Below are 15,327 nucleotides of genomic sequence, written 5' to 3' on the forward strand. Positions count from 1 at the left end.
TCTTTGTCGGCAATGATTTCAACGGACGATTCCGGCGTCACGCCGGTTCTGTGCTTCCCTGCGCCACGCACTCGCCCTTGCGCCATAGGCTCCACTGCCCAGGCTCGTAACGGTGCCAGACTTCGTCTTCGGTCAATGGCTCGGTGGCGATGACCGTGACCACGTCGTGGGGCGTGGTTTCGGCCTGAAAATCGACGATGACGTCGACATCCTTCAACCGCGCTGGCCCGAACGGCGCCCGGCGGGTGATCTGGACCAGCTTGGTGGTACAGAAACTGAACAGCCAGTCGCCGTCGCTGAGCAGACAGTTGAACACACCCTTGGTGCGGTAATCGGTGCAGGCCTGGATCAGGGTCGGCAATATTTCCTCGACGTCCACCGGCTCGGGAAACGCTTCGCGCACCCGGTTGAGGAGATCGCAGAAGGATGCCTCGCTGTCGGTATCGCCCACCGGCCGGTAGAAGGTCGCGAGCGCGGAGAAGTCCGCCAACTGGCCATTGTGCGCAAAGCACCAGTTGCGGCCCCACAGTTCCCGCACGAATGGATGGGTATTGGACAGGCACACCTTGCCGACATTGGCCTGGCGGATGTGGCCTATCACCACTTCACTCTTGATCGGATAACGCTGGACCAGCTGCGCGACTTCCGATTCGCTGCTGGCAGTAGGGTCCTGGAACAGCCGCAGGCCCCGCCCCTCGTAGAATGCGATTCCCCAGCCGTCGCGGTGGGGGCCGGTGCGACCGCCACGCTGCATCAGGCCGGTAAAGCTGAAAACGATGTCGGTCGGGACATTGGCACTCATGCCCAGGAGTTCACACATGCTCGGCTTCTCGCTTGGAAAACGTTCGACGACAGACGGCCACGCCCGTGAATGCAACCAGCGCGCGGCCTTTACAGACGTGGCTCGACCCGGGCGCGACTGCTGAGCGATGGTGCCGGTTGACGCGGGTTTCGGTCGTCGCGGGCGTAGACGTCGTCATCGTCGCGGGTTTCGGCTTCGGTCGGCTGAGCGTTCGCCTGAGCCCGACGCGCCCTGCTGCTTTTCTCGATCGGCCAGCGAATCAGCACGAACAGCAGGTAGGCGGCGAACGCGAACATGCCGTACATCGCAAGGTCCGACACTGCGGTCAACACGTTGTTGCCCACCTTGAACAGCAGGTCGAGCGCGGTAATCGCGACCGCCGGCGCAAGGGCTTCCTTGACCGGGTCCACCGTGGTGGGCGTGAACAGCAGCACGGCAACCAGTACCAGCAGCGGCTCTTTGAGATAGCGCCACATCCAGCGGGTCATCAGATACCACACCAGCAGGCAACCCAGGGCAGCGAAGAGGTACAGGCCCCACGCGGTCAGATAGTCGTTCTCGGTCATGTCGTCCGTGGTAAGCCAGCTAAAGTGGCGCTTATGATAACGGCTTTTCACCGGCCAGGCTTGCCCGGCTTGAGCAATCGGTTCAGCGTATACCGATCCTTTCATGATCCGATGCCTCCAGAGAGAACCCTTCATGTCCTTCTCGAACGCCCAGTCCACTCCGCCCGTCGCCCGCAAGGCCGAGGGTCGCGACCCTTATGCATGGCTGCAGAATCGCGACAGCGATGAAGTGCTCGACTACCTCAAGGCCGAAAACGACTATCAGGAGCAGCAACTGGCCGATCAGGCCGCGCTGCGTGAGACCCTGTTCCGCGAGATCAAGGGCCGCATTCTGGAAACGGACCTGTCGCTGCCGTCGCCGTGGGGACCTTATCTCTATTACACCCGCACCACCGAGGGCGACGAATATGCGCGGCACTACCGCTGCCCGCGCCCGGCCGACGACTCCAACACCGTCGACGAGAGTCGCGAGGAGCTGCTGCTCGATCCCAACGTGCTCGCGGCAGGCGGCTTCTTTTCCCTCGGTGCCTTCAGCATCAGCCCGGACCACCAGCGCCTCGCCTACAGCCTGGACACCAGCGGCGACGAGGTGTACCAGCTCTACGTCAAGGAGCTTGCCAGCGGTGATGTGGTCGGTCTGCCGTTCGAGGACTGCGACGGCAGCATGACCTGGGCCAATGACAGCCGCACGCTGTTCTTCGGCGAACTGGACGACACCCATCGCCCGCACAAGCTCTATCGTCACAAGCTCGGCGAAAGCACGGCGGACCTGGTGTTCAACGAGCCGGACGGACGATTCTTTCTGCATTGTTTTCGCAGCAGCTCCGAGCGCCAGCTGATTCTGGTGCTCAACAGCAAGACCACCAGCGAGGCCTGGGTGCTGGACGCCGAGCATCCCGAGCAGGCTTTCGTATGCCTGGCGCCGCGGGTCGAAGGCCACGAATACTTCCCCGACCACGGACTGCTGGACGGCGTCTGGACCTGGTTCATTCGCAGCAACCAGAGCGGCATCAACTTCGCCCTCTACCATGCCCCGCAGCAAGCCAGCGGTGTGCCGACCCGTGCAACCTGGCAGACCCTTATCGCGCATGACGACGCTGTGATGCTCGAAGACATGAGCCTCAATGCCCGCGGCATCAGCCTGAGCCTGCGCGAAGGCGGACTGCCCATCGTCGAAGTGCGCCCGCAAGGCTTGCCGGCCTATCGCGTTCAACTACCGGACGCGGCCTACAGCCTCTACGTGCAAGACACACTGGAGTTCGAGAGCGACCGCATTCGCTTGCGCTACCAGTCGCTCAACCGCCCCGCGCAAGTCAGGCAGCTGACGCTCGCCAGCGGCGATCAGGTCGTGCTCAAGGAAACGCCGGTGCTGGGCGAATTCGACCCGGACGCCTATGTCAGCCAGCGCCTGTGGGCGACTGCGCCGGACGGAACTCAGGTGCCGATCAGTCTGGTGGTCAAGCGTGAACTGGCCGGCCAGGCCACCCCGCTCTATCTGTACGGCTACGGCGCCTATGGCGAAAGTCTTGATCCGTGGTTTTCCCACGCGCGCCTCAGCCTGCTGGACCGGGGCGTCGCGTTCGCGATCGCCCATGTACGCGGTGGCGGCGAACTGGGCGAAGCCTGGTACCGCAACGGCAAGCAGGAGCACAAACAGAACACTTTTGACGATTTCATCGCCTGTGCCGAGCATCTTATTGACGCCGGGCTGACCAACGCCGACCGCCTGGTGATCAGCGGTGGCAGCGCTGGCGGCCTGCTGATCGGCGCGGTGCTCAATCAACGTCCCGAACTGTTCAAGGCCGCCATCGCCGAAGTCCCGTTCGTGGACGTGCTCAATACCATGCTCGATCCGGAGTTGCCCCTGACCGTTACCGAGTACGACGAATGGGGCAACCCACAGCAGCCGGAAGTCTATGAACGCATCAAGGGCTACGCGCCCTACGAGAACATCCAGGCCCAGAGCTATCCGGCCATGCTGGTCATCGCGGGCTACAACGACAGCCGCGTGCAATATTGGGAAGCCGCCAAGTGGGTGGCGCGCCTGCGCGAGAGCAAGACCGACGACAATCTGCTGCTGCTCAAGACCGAACTGGGCGCCGGCCACGGCGGCATGAGCGGGCGTTACCAAGGGCTGCGCGATGTCGCGCTGGAGTACGGTTTCATCTTCAAGGTATTGCGGATCGGTCAATGAACTTGGCCGGCAACGCCTGTCTTAGTAGCATCCGGGAGCAGTCACCTGCTCCCACTTACCGGACCATAACAAGACTTCATCATGGCTGAACAACCGTCATACCTGAACAACGCCATCCGCGACATGCTGCTCGACTGCGGTCTGTTCGATACCCTGCTGCCCGGCGATTACCTCACCGTCGCCGGCTACTTCAGCATCAGCGACATTGAAAAGGGCCAGAGCATTTTCGCCGAAGGCGACGCCGGCACCTTCATGTGCATCATTCATCACGGCACGGTCTCGGTGCAGAAACTCAACCCCGAGGGGCAGCAGGTCGAGATCGCCACCCTGCGCCGCGGCCGGTCCTTTGGCGAAATGGCGGTCCTGGACGGCGAGCGCCGCTCGGCCAGTTGCGTCGCCGCCACCAGCTGTCAGTTGCTCAACCTGGGACGCGATTCGCTGGACCGCATGCTCGAAGAAGCGCCGAAGATCGCCGCCAAGATCATTCGGGCGCTGGCTGTGTCGCTGTCCAAGCGGCTGCGCATGGTCGACGGTCAACTGCTCGCGCAGCAGGTGTGAGTTTGCCCGCGCAGCGCTAAACTGCCGGGTATCCGCTTACCCCACGTATTCGACACAGGTGACACCATGAGCACGGGCAACCCTCCTTCCCATACCGCCAAGCTGGACCGCATCCTGGCCGATGCCCAGCGCGACCGCGAAATGGGCTATCGCGACAAGGCGCTGCGCATGTATCCGCATGTCTGCGGCCGCTGCGCCCGGGAATTTTCCGGCAAGCGACTGAGCGAGCTGACCGTGCACCACCGCGATCACAACCACGACAACAACCCGCAGGACGGCTCGAACTGGGAACTGCTGTGCCTGTACTGCCACGACAACGAGCATTCGCGTTACACCGACCAGCAGTACTTCTCCGACAGCTCGCTGGGCTCGCCCAAGGTTGCCAAGGCGACCCATAACCCGTTTGCGGCGCTGGCGGGGATGATGAAGAAGGACGAGTAGTTCATATTTATCGCCAGCAAGCTGGCTCCTACGGTTGCGCGTAGGAGCCAGCTTGCTGGCGATCGGCCTTGCTGGCGATAGGCGACGACGCCACCTGCCGTATAATCCCCCGCTTTCCTTCCAGAGCACATCTTTCGTGGCAAACAAACGTTACGCCTGCATCGGCCTGTACAACCCAAAATCCCCGGAGAACGTCGGCTCGGTGATGCGCGCGGCAGGTTGCTATGGCGCCGCTTCAGTGTTCTACACCGGCAAGCGATATGAGCGCGCGCGGGACTTCGTCACCGATACCAAGAAGATCCATCAGGACATTCCGCTGATCGGCATCGAAGACCTCAAGAGCATTCTGCCGCTGGGCTGTGTTCCGGTCGCGGTGGAGCTGGTCGAAGGCGCGCGCCCGCTGCCCGAATACACTCATCCCGATCGCGCGCTGTACATCTTCGGTCCGGAAGACGGCTCGCTGGACAGGGACATTCGCGACTGGTGCGAAGACGTGGTGTACATCCCCACCGAGGGCTGCATGAATCTGGCGGCAACCGTGAATGTGGTGCTCTACGACCGCATGGCCAAAGGCAACAATACCCGGTCCGGTCCGCTGTTCGGACGCGAGCGCATGGAGACTTCCAGCGACCGCTGATGTGAAAGCATGGAACAGTTTCGCCGATGAGCAGTCAGTTTCTCTTGAACCGACCCCTCACTTCATGGAGAGCAATCATGGGCGATACCCCGATCATCGAGCGCATTGACACCCCGCACACCCTGCACCCGCAACCTGTCCAGAACGTCCATGGCTGGGAGCGCATCGGCTCTCTGGCAGGCGGCGTTCTGATGATGGGCAAGGGCCTGCGTCGTGGCGGCATCGTCGGCCTGGTGCAGCTGGCCATCGGCGGCGCGGCACTGGCGCGCGGCATTACTGGTCACTGCTCGGCCAAATCGAAGCTGGAAAAAGGCCGCCACAATCTGCGCACCGTGCGTAACGATATCGAGCGCGCCGGTGCCGAATTGACCCAGCTCAAGGACGACGCTGTCGCCGCGGCCAAGACGTCGGTCAACAACGGCATTGATTCCCTGAAGGAACCCAAGCCAGGCCTGTAAGCCGCTCAGCCGGCGCGAAAGATCAGATGATCCTCCCAGTCTTGCTCGGCCACGCTGTTCTCGCTGAGCATGCGGCCTGACTGGGAGATGCGTTCGTGGTGCACCGCGTCGCGGTCACCACACACCAGATGATGCCAGAGCGGCAAGTCCTTGCCCTCGCTCACCAGCCGATAGCCGCAGGTCGGCGGCAACCACTTGAACTGATCGGCCTGGCCGGGCGTCAGCTGAATGCAGTCGGGAACCGATGTCCGACGGTTGGCGTAGTCCGAGCACTGACAGGTTTTCAGATCCAGCAAGGTGCAGGCGATTCGCGTGTAGTAGACGCTGTTGTCTTCCTCGTCTTCCAGCTTTTGCAGGCAGCACAGTCCACAACCATCGCAGAGCGACTCCCACTCGGCGTTGTCGAGCTGGTCGAGTGTTTTACGTATCCAGAAGGGTTCAACTTTAGCGGCCATGGTTCGAGCAAGGGTGTCGGTTGTGAAAAGGCCGCCAGTCTAGTGGCACTTGCCCTGCCGGCCAAGCACTGGCGACTGTCGGTAGTACAGGCTTGTCAGCATAGAGGCAAAACAGTAGCGTTGGAGCGCTTGCACCGCTTCAGCCGATGCCTGCCGACCACGACCCATCCCGCAAAGCTCTCTTTCGACCTTCTCGACAGGATTTCCATGAGCATCAACACTCGCATTGCCGATCACGCCATCGACCCGCAATTCACCGCGCGCTGGTCGCCCCGGGCATTCGCTGACGCCCCGATCTCAGAAGCCAGTCTGCTGAGCTTTTTCGAAGCGGCGCGCTGGGCGCCTTCGGCCTACAACTCGCAACCGTGGCGATTCCTCTACGCACGTCGCGACACGCCGAACTGGGAGCGTTATCTGGGGCTGCTGAACGAATTCAACCGCAGCTGGGCGCAGCACGCGTCGGCGCTGGTGGTCATCGTCTCGAAAACCACCTTCACCGCCCCAGGCGCCAGCGAAGAGAGTCCAGCGTTGTGGCACACCTTCGACACCGGTTCGGCGTGGGCGCACATGGCGTTGCAGGCCAGCCTCAGCGGCTGGCACAGCCACGGCATGGCCGGCTTCGATCATGAGCTGACCCGCACCGAGCTGAATATCCCTGACGAATACGCGATTCATGCGATCGTGGCGATCGGCAAGCTGGGTGACAAATCCTCCCTGCCGGAATACCTGCAAGGCCGCGAAACCCCAAGCCCCCGCCGCCCAGTGAGCGAACTGGCGGCTGAAGGTAATTTCACCTTCTAGGCGCTGGGTCGCCCCGGATCGCGGATGAATCCGCTCCTACACCTGTGGGAGCGGATTCATCCGCGAAGCGGTGGCATAGGCGACAGAAATGCGTCGGTTTCATGCCGTATCACGGAGGCGTCAATAACCTTTGGTGAAATCCACTTCTCCGCGTAGCGACTCGCCGGCCTGATACGCCCTGAAGTTCTCGACAAACAGGTCGGTCATCGCCACTGGCGAGGTCGGCGCGGAGCTGTGTCCGGTCAGCAGCAGGCCATAGGCCGTCCAGAATGGGTGACGTTGCGGCAACGGCTCCTGACGGCAGACGTCGATGATCGCCCCCGCCAGATGCCCTTCCTTCAGCGCCGCGACCAAGTCCGCGTCGACCACCGCAACGCCACGCCCGACGTTGATGAACAGCGCGGTCGGTTTGAATCGCGCAAAGAGTTTCGCGTCGTACAGATCGTGAGTCGACGGCGTATTGGGCAGCAGGTTGATGACGTAATCCATGTCACCGACGATCCCTTCCAGGTCGCTCAATGCCGACACCCTGATGAAAGGCGCCTGCACCCGCGCGCTGGTCGCGACGCCGTACACGTGCACGCCGAACGGCACCAGGAACTGCGCCACGCGCTCGCCAATGTCGCCCGCGCCGACGATCAGCACGTTGCGTCCGGCCAGACTCTGACCAGGCCGGTTGTCCCAGCGGCGCTCGACCTGGCTCATCAGCCTGGCGAGCACTTCGCGTTCGTGGCCCAGCATGTAGGTGAGCAGATATTCGGCCATGACCTGGCCGAAGATGCCTACCGCACGGGTCAGGCGATAATCGCGGGTCAACCCCTCGACCAGCAGCGGCGTGATGCCCGCCCAGGTGGATTGCAGCCAGCTCGGCGAATGCCCCTGGCGCAGCAGATTGGCAAGCAGATCCGGCTGTCCCAGCCAGACCGGGCACTCAGGCGCCATGCGCGACAGTACGGCGGAGTCGCCGCTGCTCATGACTTCGATATCCGGCGCAGCCTTGCGCAGCAGTTGGGTGTAGATCGTGTAATCGTGCTCGGCAATCAGGACGCGCATGCTTCAGACAACCATAAAAGGAACGAACAGCGTAGGCGGACGCCCGCCCCGCTCGCCGCTGGCAGAGCGAGTCGGCGACGGCGCTGGGGGAATGGATCAGACCGGATCGTTGCGGCGCAATAATTCTTCCGGCAGGTGCTCGATGTACTCTTCTTCGGCAGGTGGCATCTGCAAGTGATAGCCCTGGGTATCGAGATTTTCCAGCACCTTGTGGATGTCCTCGCGAGCGAGGGTCCGCTCGGGGGTGAGCACCAGGTCGAACGCGTGCTGCGGTGTCCCGAACGCGCCGAGCAGTTCGACCGGCACGCGTTTGAGCACGTCACTCTTGAGCACGTACAGGTACATTTCGTTCTTCTTGGGGCTGCGGTAGATGGAGCAAATACGTTTCAAGACTGTTCTCCAGGGCCGGCGAGACTGTCGAGCAGCGCCTGGCCCATCAATTCGCGACGCCAGCCACGCAGCGATTCAGGCAGTTGGTAGGGGCCATCGGGATAGCCGCTCTTGAGCAGGGCTTCGAGGGCCTTCTTGCGCAGCATCAGTTCCGGCGCCATGTCCAGTTGCTCGGCGTAAGCCTGGCCGATGGCTTTGAGGCGCTTGAGAATGCCGGCAGCATCGATCGGCAAAGGCTCGGGCAAGGCCGCCGGCCATCGCTCGGGCGGCAGGCTGCCGGCCTTCTTGATCAGCTCCAGCAGGAACTCGCCATCCTGGCGGACGGTGCGTGGATGCATGTCCTCGATACGCGACAGCGCGCCGAGGTTGTCCGGCTGGGTCTTGGCCAGCGGCCAGAGCGAATGCTCGCGCACGATGCGGTTGCGCGGGACGTTGCGGCTGCGGGCCTGAACCTCGCGCCATGCACACAGCTCACGCAGGACCGCCAACTGCGCCGGCGAAAGTTTCCAGGCGAGTTTGGCGTCGCGGTAGACCTCATACGGGTCCACTTCGCGGCGAAGGTTGGCGACCAGTTCTGCGCCGTCTTCCAACAGCCAGGCGAACTTTTCGTCGGACAGCCTGGGGCGCAATGCTTCGAACAGCTCGGCCAAGTGCACGGCGTCTTCCGCGGCGTAGCTGATCTGCGTGTCCGACAGAGGGCGTTGCAGCCAGTCCGAGCGGGTCTCGCCCTTGGGCAGCTCGATCTGCAGCACTTCCTGCACCAGACGCGAATACCCCATGGAAAAGCCGATGTTCAGGTAGGCCGCGGCCAGCTGGGTATCGAACAGCGGCGCCGGCAGGCTGCCGGTCAGGCGCAAGAGCACTTCCAGGTCTTCGCTGCACGCATGCAGGACCTTGATGACGTCGGAATTTTCCAGCAATGCCGCCAGAGGCCGCCAGTCATTGATCGATAACGGATCGATCAACCAGGCATCGGCGCCGTCGCCAATCTGCAGCAGGCCGGCGATGGGATAAAAGGTATCGACCCGCATGAACTCGGTGTCGAGGGCTACGAAAGGCAGGGTCTGCCATTCGGCGCAATGGCGGGCGAGGCTGTCGTCGTCGCGAATCCAGTGAATATCGATGGCCACACGGCTCTCCCTTAACAATGGCGCGCAGTATATATCGCTACTGAGGGTTATCGCGCATCTGTCATGCAAGTGTGCGTGATCCGGCTTTCGCCGGGCTGTCGCTTCAGCCTGCGTTCAGGTTGGATACAAAAACGCCTTCGCGGGCGGGACCTGCGAAGGCGTTGGTTCATCGAGCCGGACCTGTCAGACCGAACGACGGCGATAGGTGCGGTAATCAGGCGTCCAGAAATTGCGCTCGATGGCGGCCAGCAGTACTTCTTCCGAGGTTTCCAGCGCCAGCCCCTCGGCTTGCGCTTCCTTGGCGACCGCCAGGGCGATCTTGCGGCTGACCTGCTGGATTTCCTTGAGCGGCGGCAGCACGGCGTCGCCCTGCCCGGTCACCATCGGTGAGCACTCGGCCAGCGCGTTCGACGCGGCCATCAGCATCCGATCGGTGATCCGCGAAGCCTTGCAGGCCACGACGCCCAGGCCGATGCCCGGGAAGATGTAGGAGTTGTTGCACTGCGCGATATGCACCGTGCGACCGTTGATTTCAACCGGGGCGAAGGGGCTGCCGGTCGCGACCAGCGCGTTGCCGTCGGTCCAGCGCAGGATCTCTTCCGGCGTGGCCTCGACCTTCGACGTCGGGTTCGAGAGCGGCATGACCAAAGGTTTGGGACAATGCTTGTGCAGTTCGCGAATCACCTGCTCGGTGAACAGACCGCGCTGCCCCGACACCCCGATCAGCACCGTGGCTCCGGCATTGGCGACCACGTCGAGCAGCTGCGGGAACGCGTCGTCGCCCGCTGTCCAGCCGTTTACGTTCTCGGCCTTCTGTGCCAGACGGCGCTGGAAGGCGAGCAGGTTGTCCATGCTGTCGGTCAGCAGACCATAACGGTCGACCATGAAGATTCGCTGCCGCGCCGCGCTTTCACTCAGGCCTTCGATCTGCATCGCAGCGATGATGTGCTCGGCGATACCGCAGCCCGCGGAGCCGGCGCCGACGAAAACCACCTTTTGCTGGGCCAGGGTCTCGCCCTTGGCTTTGCAGGCCGCCAGCAGCGTACCGACGGCCACCGATGCGGTGCCCTGGATATCGTCGTTGAAACAGCATAGCTCGTCGCGGTACTTGTCCAGCAACGGCATGGCGTTGGACTGGGCGAAGTCCTCGAACTGCAACAGCACATCAGGCCAGCGACGCTGCACGGCATCGATGAACAGCGCGATGAAATCGTCGTATTCCTTGCCGGTGACCCGCTCGTGCCGCCAGCCCATGTACATCGGATCGTCCAGCAACTCGCGGTTGTTGGTGCCGACGTCCAGCACGATCGGCAAGGTGTAGGCCGGACTAATGCCACCGCAGGCGGTGTACAGCGACAGCTTGCCGATCGGGATGCCCATGCCGCCGATGCCCTGGTCGCCGAGGCCCAGAATGCGTTCGCTGTCGGTGACCACGATGATCTTGATGCGGTCTTTGGTGGCGCTGCGCAGGATGTCATCGATCCGGTCACGCTCGGGATACGAAATGAACAGACCGCGATGAGTCCGGTAGATCTTGGAGAACTCCTGACACGCCTGGCCGACGGTCGGGGTGTAGATGATCGGCAGCATCTCGTCCAGATGCGAGTCCAGCAGACGGAAGAACAGGGTTTCGTTGTTGTCCTGGATCGAGCGCAGGTAGATGTGCTTGTCCAGGTCGCTGGCGCACTGCTTGTACTGGCTGTACACGCGAGTCACTTGTTCTTCGATGGTCTCGACGTTCTGCGGCAGCAGCCCGATCAGGTTGAATTCGACACGTTCCTGCGGGGTGAACGCGCTGCCCTTGTTCAACAGGGGCATCTCCAGCAGCGAAGGCCCTGCGTAGGAAATATATAAAGGTCGCGAATTGATGGTCATTTTTTCTAATCGCCTTTTTCGTCTACTCGTTGATACTGTGCGTCGACCGGGGCGGGCAGCCTGGCTTGGTGTTTATTGTGATTTTTCTGTTCGCCAGCGCTGTATCAGGCCTATTCGGATTCATCATCATTCTGGTTCAGGGCGTCCATATTACCCGCGACGACAAGAATTGCGGCAATTTGTCGCATTCGAATAGCAAAATGATGTTGCCAGGAGGCATCGATCGACGACCTTGAAGCTCGCTCACATCTCGAATTTCATTCCCTTCCCCTTCACGAGGCCCGCATGTTCAAGGAAAAACGATTCGCCGCATTTCTGTTCGATATGGATGGCACGCTGCTCAACTCGGTGGTCGCTGCCGAACGCGTCTGGGCGGACTGGGCACGCAAGCATGGTCTGGATGTAGAAACCTTCCTGCCGACCATCCATGGCGTACGAAGCATCGACACAGTCCGCAGGCAGAATCTTCCAGACATCGACATCGAGGCAGAAGCCGCGGCAGTGTCTCAAGCCGAGATCGAGGACGTGGAAGGCGTGGTTGCCATTGAAGGGGTCGCTGCCTTTCTCGCATCGTTGCCTAAGGACCGCTGGGCTGTCGTCACCTCGGCTCCCCTTGCCCTGGCTCGCGCGCGAATGGGCGCCGCCGGGCTGGAACTGCCGGATGTGGTGGTCACCGCAGAAGACGTCAAACAGGGCAAACCTGCCCCGGACTGCTTCCTGCTCGCCGCACAGAGACTGGGCGTTGCCGCCGAAGACTGCCTGGTGTTCGAAGACGCGCCTGCGGGGATCACGGCGGCCAAGGCTGCAGGCGCCAGCGTCGCGGTCGTGACGGCAGCACATTTGCATCCGTTCGAGACGGACGACGTGACCCTCGCAAGCTACGTCGGACTCAAGGTCGTCGCCGAAGGCGCACTACTGAGTCTGGCCTGATAGACGCGGCGGATCGTCGCAGTCGGCGATAGACCTGAACTTCATCTGAAAGAACTGGCTCAAAGCCACACATTCGTTTTATCAAGGAAGCTTTCATGTCCAGAGTCCTCGCCTACGCCCTCGTACTGTCCGCCTCGCTCGGCCTTGCCGCCTGCGACAGCAAATCCGAGCAGAAAGCCCAGGACGCTCAGGCTCACACCGAGAACGCGCAGCAGAAAACCGAAACCGCGCAAGACCACATGCAGGAGGCTGCCAAGGAAACGGCCAAGGCTCACGAAGACCACGCCGAAGCACGCGAAGCCCGCGCCGAAGAGAACAAGACTTTCGTTCCCGACTCCGACGGCCCTGCCTCGATTCAGACACCTGAACAGAAATGATCGTCATCTGAAACCGCGACGAATTATTCACGAAGTTTTCACAGCGAGTGGCGCATCTTGAAGTCGCTCCCAAGTGTGAATCCCCTTAAGCCCGCTCCCCCATCGCGGGCTTTTCTTTGTCCGGTGGTTTTTCAACAGGCAGGGGCAGCCTCCACTCTCCCTGATTTCTGATCCCCGCACTCCGCACATGAGTGATGCACAAAAGCCATCACTCATGTAGGATGCGCGGCCCGCTCGACCCCAGCGGCAGCCATGGCAGGATCTCCATGGCAGGAACTCAAGGAAATTCAGATGTTGAAAATTCGTAATCTTGTCGCCGCCGCACTCGTCACTCTGACGGCCGGATGCGCCTCCGGCCTCAACTCCGTCCAGGAAGCCGAACTCGCTCGCTATCGCGCCAACAACCTCGCCGTCCAGGAAAAAAGCCCTGGCCTTGCGGCCGGACTGGGCATTTTGCCTGGCGGCGGCTCGTTCTACGGCCGTTCCTACGGTTTCGGCGTAGTCAATCTGTTGTTCTGGCCGCTGTCGATCCTGTGGGACCCGGTCAGCGGGTACGACGCAGCCGAGTCGATCAACTATCAGGCCACCAAAGCACACGTCAACAACCTGAAAAGACGTGAGATGGATCAGCTGGACGAGAAGCTGGCGGCGGATGAAATCGATATGAAGCGCTACACCCTCGAGCGACGCAAAGTCGACGACAAGTATTCGGCCACGCTGTGATTGATCGAAAAGCCCGCGCTATGTGGGCTTTTTTATGCTTGAGCAAGGGTGCTGGCCAGACAGATTTCGAGCGCGAGACTTAAAACGGTTTTAAATTTTTTTGGCGTCTTTAGCAATGATGTCCGCCGTATAGGACAGAAAGTCGCCTAGATGGTGGATGATGATCGACACGGTAATCGGCAACTGCAGCACCTGATAGTCATGGACTGCGATGTTGCGGAACCCCACCATATTTTTAAGACTCGTGAGCAACTGTGGCTCTATCCAGCCAGCCCTGCCTAGCAGTTCAAACGCGTCCCGTGCGCTTTGGGGAATCCCCAGGCGATCTCGCCGAATCAAGTGTTGCCATGTCCAGAGCTGCTTCGCAAGCTCGCTGGATATTCAGGATCGCAGCATCCTGACGGGTAAGATCCTCTGCAAACGTTGCTGGATTTTTCGCGTATTCCTCGCGCGCTCTGGCAACGCAGCGCTCGATCGTAGCTGCTTTATTCAGCAAAACATCATCAGCCATGGACTCTTCCCTCTGCTTGTATCTCTTTCAGCAAGCTGGCTCTTGCGGTATCCAGGGCCGTTTTTTCGCTGAGGATGAAACTTTCATAAATCCCTGCCTGGACATTCTTGGTCCATACTCGCTTGCCATGGATTACCTGATACTGCATGACAGTACTGGCGGACCGGAGATCAAGAAGATCTACATGCATGCCCACGATGTCAACCAGTTCACCGGACAGCTGCCATAACTGCAACGGCGGCACCGTTCCTTCCACCAGCACAGCGACGTCCAGATCACTTCCGGGGCCAGCATTTCCGCTTGCCTGACTGCCGAAAATGTATACCGCCAGCAGGTGCGGGAGCTGTGTTTGAAGATGTGTGACCAGAGCCTCAACGTTCATGGTGACAACCTTGGCAGGTTCGACAGGAAGCCGGGATCGGCCTTTGAGTACCCGAGGCATCATACCGACAACCGCAAATCACAGGCACAAAAAAACCCCGGAAGCATCACTTCCGGGGCTTTCGTATGTATGGCGGAGAGATAGGGATTCGAACCCTAGGTACCGGTGAAGGTACAACGGATTTCGAATCCGTCCCATTCGGCCACTCTGGCATCTCTCCAACGGCGCGCATGATAACAGGACATTGCGAAAAGGCGAAGCCTTTCGGCACATTTTTTTCATGCTATCAAGCGCTTGCGTGGTTTGCCGGCTTAAAGCGGCACGCCCAGGCGGTTGGCGACTTCTTCGTAGGCTTCGATGACGTCACCGAGGCCCTGGCGGAAGCGGTCCTTGTCCATCTTCTTGCGGGTGTCCTTGTCCCACAGGCGGCAGCCGTCGGGGCTGAATTCGTCGCCCAGGACGATTTCACCATGGAATACACCGAATTCTAGCTTGAAGTCGACCAGTAGCAGGCCGGCGTCGTCGAACAGCCTGGTCAGCACTTCGTTGACCTTGAGCGACAGCTCCTTCATGCGCGCCAGTTGCTCGGCGGTGCCCCAGCCGAACGCGACGACGTGGGATTCGTTGATGAACGGATCGCCCTTGGCGTCGTCCTTGAGGAACAGCTCGAAGGTGTAAGGGTTAAGCTTCTGGCCTTCTTCCACGCCCAGGCGCTTGACCAGGCTGCCGGCGGCGTAGTTACGCACGACGCACTCGACCGGGATCATGTCCAGTTTCTTGACCAGGCATTCGTTGTCGCCCAGCAGTTTGTCGAACTGGGTCGGCACGCCGGCCTCTTCGAGTTTCTGCATGATGAAGGCGTTGAACTTGTTGTTCACCATACCCTTGCGGTCCAGCTGTTCGATGCGCTTGCCATCGAACGCCGAGGTGTCGTTGCGGAACAGCAGGATCAAGCGGTCGGCGTCATCGGTCTTGTAAACCGACTTGGCTTTGCCGCGGTAGAGTTCTTCACGTTTTTCCATGATGGGCTCCGCTTGCTAAGTA

The 15,327-nt window shown here is 61.0% G+C and carries 18 protein-coding genes, 1 tRNA gene and 1 pseudogene; 9 read left to right on the forward strand and 11 right to left on the reverse strand.

What is annotated here, in order from left to right:
- Positions 1-37: 37 nt before the first annotated feature.
- Together TRP66_RS15180 and TRP66_RS15185 are read right to left on the reverse strand one after the other, a co-directional pair.
- Positions 38-820 carry a class II glutamine amidotransferase gene (locus TRP66_RS15180; protein WP_333404118.1) on the reverse strand — a complete coding sequence of 261 codons (783 nt, stop codon included), beginning with the start codon at positions 818-820 and terminating at the stop codon, positions 38-40.
- Between the two features lie 71 nt (positions 821-891).
- Complete coding sequence (locus tag TRP66_RS15185) at positions 892-1,368, reverse strand: MFS transporter (protein ID WP_333404286.1); 477 nt, start codon at positions 1,366-1,368, stop codon at positions 892-894.
- Between the two features lie 133 nt (positions 1,369-1,501).
- Here TRP66_RS15185 and TRP66_RS15190 point away from each other — a divergent pair, with 133 nt between their 5' ends.
- The 5 genes from TRP66_RS15190 to TRP66_RS15210 all read left to right on the forward strand — a co-directional run bounded on the left by TRP66_RS15190 (position 1,502) and on the right by TRP66_RS15210 (position 5,656).
- Positions 1,502-3,562 carry a S9 family peptidase gene (locus TRP66_RS15190; protein WP_333404120.1) on the forward strand — a complete coding sequence of 687 codons (2,061 nt, stop codon included), beginning with the start codon at positions 1,502-1,504 and terminating at the stop codon, positions 3,560-3,562.
- Positions 3,563-3,643: 81 nt separating this feature from the next.
- The gene (locus TRP66_RS15195) at positions 3,644-4,120 is read left to right on the forward strand and encodes a cyclic nucleotide-binding domain-containing protein (protein ID WP_333404122.1); all 477 of its coding nucleotides are present in this window, start codon (positions 3,644-3,646) and stop codon (positions 4,118-4,120) included.
- Positions 4,121-4,186: 66 nt separating this feature from the next.
- Positions 4,187-4,561: a YajD family HNH nuclease gene (locus TRP66_RS15200; RefSeq protein WP_333404124.1), complete on the forward strand. Its 375-nt coding sequence runs from the start codon at positions 4,187-4,189 to the stop codon at positions 4,559-4,561.
- A 136-nt stretch (positions 4,562-4,697) separates the two neighbouring features.
- Positions 4,698-5,198, forward strand: a complete 501-nt coding sequence (locus tag TRP66_RS15205) for an RNA methyltransferase (RefSeq protein WP_333404126.1) — start codon at positions 4,698-4,700, stop codon at positions 5,196-5,198.
- Between the two features lie 77 nt (positions 5,199-5,275).
- Positions 5,276-5,656: a YgaP family membrane protein gene (locus TRP66_RS15210; protein WP_333404127.1), complete on the forward strand. Its 381-nt coding sequence runs from the start codon at positions 5,276-5,278 to the stop codon at positions 5,654-5,656.
- A 5-nt stretch (positions 5,657-5,661) separates the two neighbouring features.
- On the opposite strand, the gene TRP66_RS15215 is transcribed toward TRP66_RS15210, so the two are convergent.
- Positions 5,662-6,111, reverse strand: a complete 450-nt coding sequence (locus tag TRP66_RS15215; RefSeq protein WP_333404129.1) for a YcgN family cysteine cluster protein — start codon at positions 6,109-6,111, stop codon at positions 5,662-5,664.
- Positions 6,112-6,318: 207 nt separating this feature from the next.
- On the opposite strand from TRP66_RS15215, the gene TRP66_RS15220 reads away from it, so the two are divergent.
- Positions 6,319-6,912 (forward strand): nitroreductase family protein, encoded by a 594-nt coding sequence (locus TRP66_RS15220; RefSeq protein ID WP_333404131.1) that lies wholly within the window; start codon positions 6,319-6,321, stop codon positions 6,910-6,912.
- 120 nt (positions 6,913-7,032) lie between these two features.
- Here the strand turns inward: TRP66_RS15220 and TRP66_RS15225 are convergent, their stop codons facing one another.
- From TRP66_RS15225 to TRP66_RS15240, 4 genes are all read right to left on the reverse strand, one after another.
- A complete protein-coding gene (locus TRP66_RS15225) occupies positions 7,033-7,965 on the reverse strand; it encodes a D-2-hydroxyacid dehydrogenase (protein ID WP_333404133.1) in 933 nt (310 codons plus the stop codon).
- A gap of 96 nt (positions 7,966-8,061) precedes the next feature.
- Positions 8,062-8,355 carry a YcgL domain-containing protein gene (locus tag TRP66_RS15230; RefSeq protein ID WP_333404135.1) on the reverse strand — a complete coding sequence of 98 codons (294 nt, stop codon included), beginning with the start codon at positions 8,353-8,355 and terminating at the stop codon, positions 8,062-8,064.
- The gene (gene rnd, locus TRP66_RS15235; RefSeq protein WP_333404137.1) at positions 8,352-9,485 is read right to left on the reverse strand and encodes a ribonuclease D; all 1,134 of its coding nucleotides are present in this window, start codon (positions 9,483-9,485) and stop codon (positions 8,352-8,354) included. The genes TRP66_RS15230 and rnd overlap by 4 nt, the downstream gene beginning before the upstream one ends.
- A gap of 183 nt (positions 9,486-9,668) precedes the next feature.
- On the reverse strand, positions 9,669-11,360 hold the full coding sequence (locus TRP66_RS15240) for an NAD-dependent malic enzyme (protein WP_333404139.1): 1,692 nt from the start codon (positions 11,358-11,360) through the stop codon (positions 9,669-9,671).
- A gap of 285 nt (positions 11,361-11,645) precedes the next feature.
- Between TRP66_RS15240 and TRP66_RS15245 the strand changes: the two genes are divergently transcribed.
- From TRP66_RS15245 to TRP66_RS15255, 3 genes are all read left to right on the forward strand, one after another.
- Positions 11,646-12,290: an HAD-IA family hydrolase gene (locus TRP66_RS15245; RefSeq protein WP_333404141.1), complete on the forward strand. Its 645-nt coding sequence runs from the start codon at positions 11,646-11,648 to the stop codon at positions 12,288-12,290.
- A 95-nt stretch (positions 12,291-12,385) separates the two neighbouring features.
- On the forward strand, positions 12,386-12,667 hold the full coding sequence (locus TRP66_RS15250; protein WP_333404143.1) for a hypothetical protein: 282 nt from the start codon (positions 12,386-12,388) through the stop codon (positions 12,665-12,667).
- A 291-nt stretch (positions 12,668-12,958) separates the two neighbouring features.
- Complete coding sequence (locus tag TRP66_RS15255; protein WP_333404145.1) at positions 12,959-13,390, forward strand: hypothetical protein; 432 nt, start codon at positions 12,959-12,961, stop codon at positions 13,388-13,390.
- Positions 13,391-13,480: 90 nt separating this feature from the next.
- Here the strand turns inward: TRP66_RS15255 and hepT are convergent.
- From hepT to purC, 4 genes and pseudogenes are all read right to left on the reverse strand, one after another.
- Positions 13,481-13,901, reverse strand: a pseudogene (hepT, locus tag TRP66_RS15260) (type VII toxin-antitoxin system HepT family RNase toxin).
- Positions 13,894-14,283 carry a type VII toxin-antitoxin system MntA family adenylyltransferase antitoxin gene (gene mntA, locus TRP66_RS15265; protein WP_333404147.1) on the reverse strand — a complete coding sequence of 130 codons (390 nt, stop codon included), beginning with the start codon at positions 14,281-14,283 and terminating at the stop codon, positions 13,894-13,896. Before mntA ends, hepT begins: the two are co-directional and overlap by 8 nt.
- Positions 14,284-14,413: 130 nt before the next feature.
- A tRNA-Ser gene (locus tag TRP66_RS15270) sits at positions 14,414-14,503 on the reverse strand.
- A gap of 91 nt (positions 14,504-14,594) precedes the next feature.
- On the reverse strand, positions 14,595-15,305 hold the full coding sequence (purC, locus tag TRP66_RS15275) for a phosphoribosylaminoimidazolesuccinocarboxamide synthase (RefSeq protein ID WP_333404149.1): 711 nt from the start codon (positions 15,303-15,305) through the stop codon (positions 14,595-14,597).
- Between the last annotated feature and the right edge of the window lie 22 nt (positions 15,306-15,327).

Origin of the sequence: Pseudomonas sp. JDS28PS106 (assembly GCF_036706555.1) — a bacterium.
Lineage (GTDB): Bacteria > Pseudomonadota > Gammaproteobacteria > Pseudomonadales > Pseudomonadaceae > Aquipseudomonas.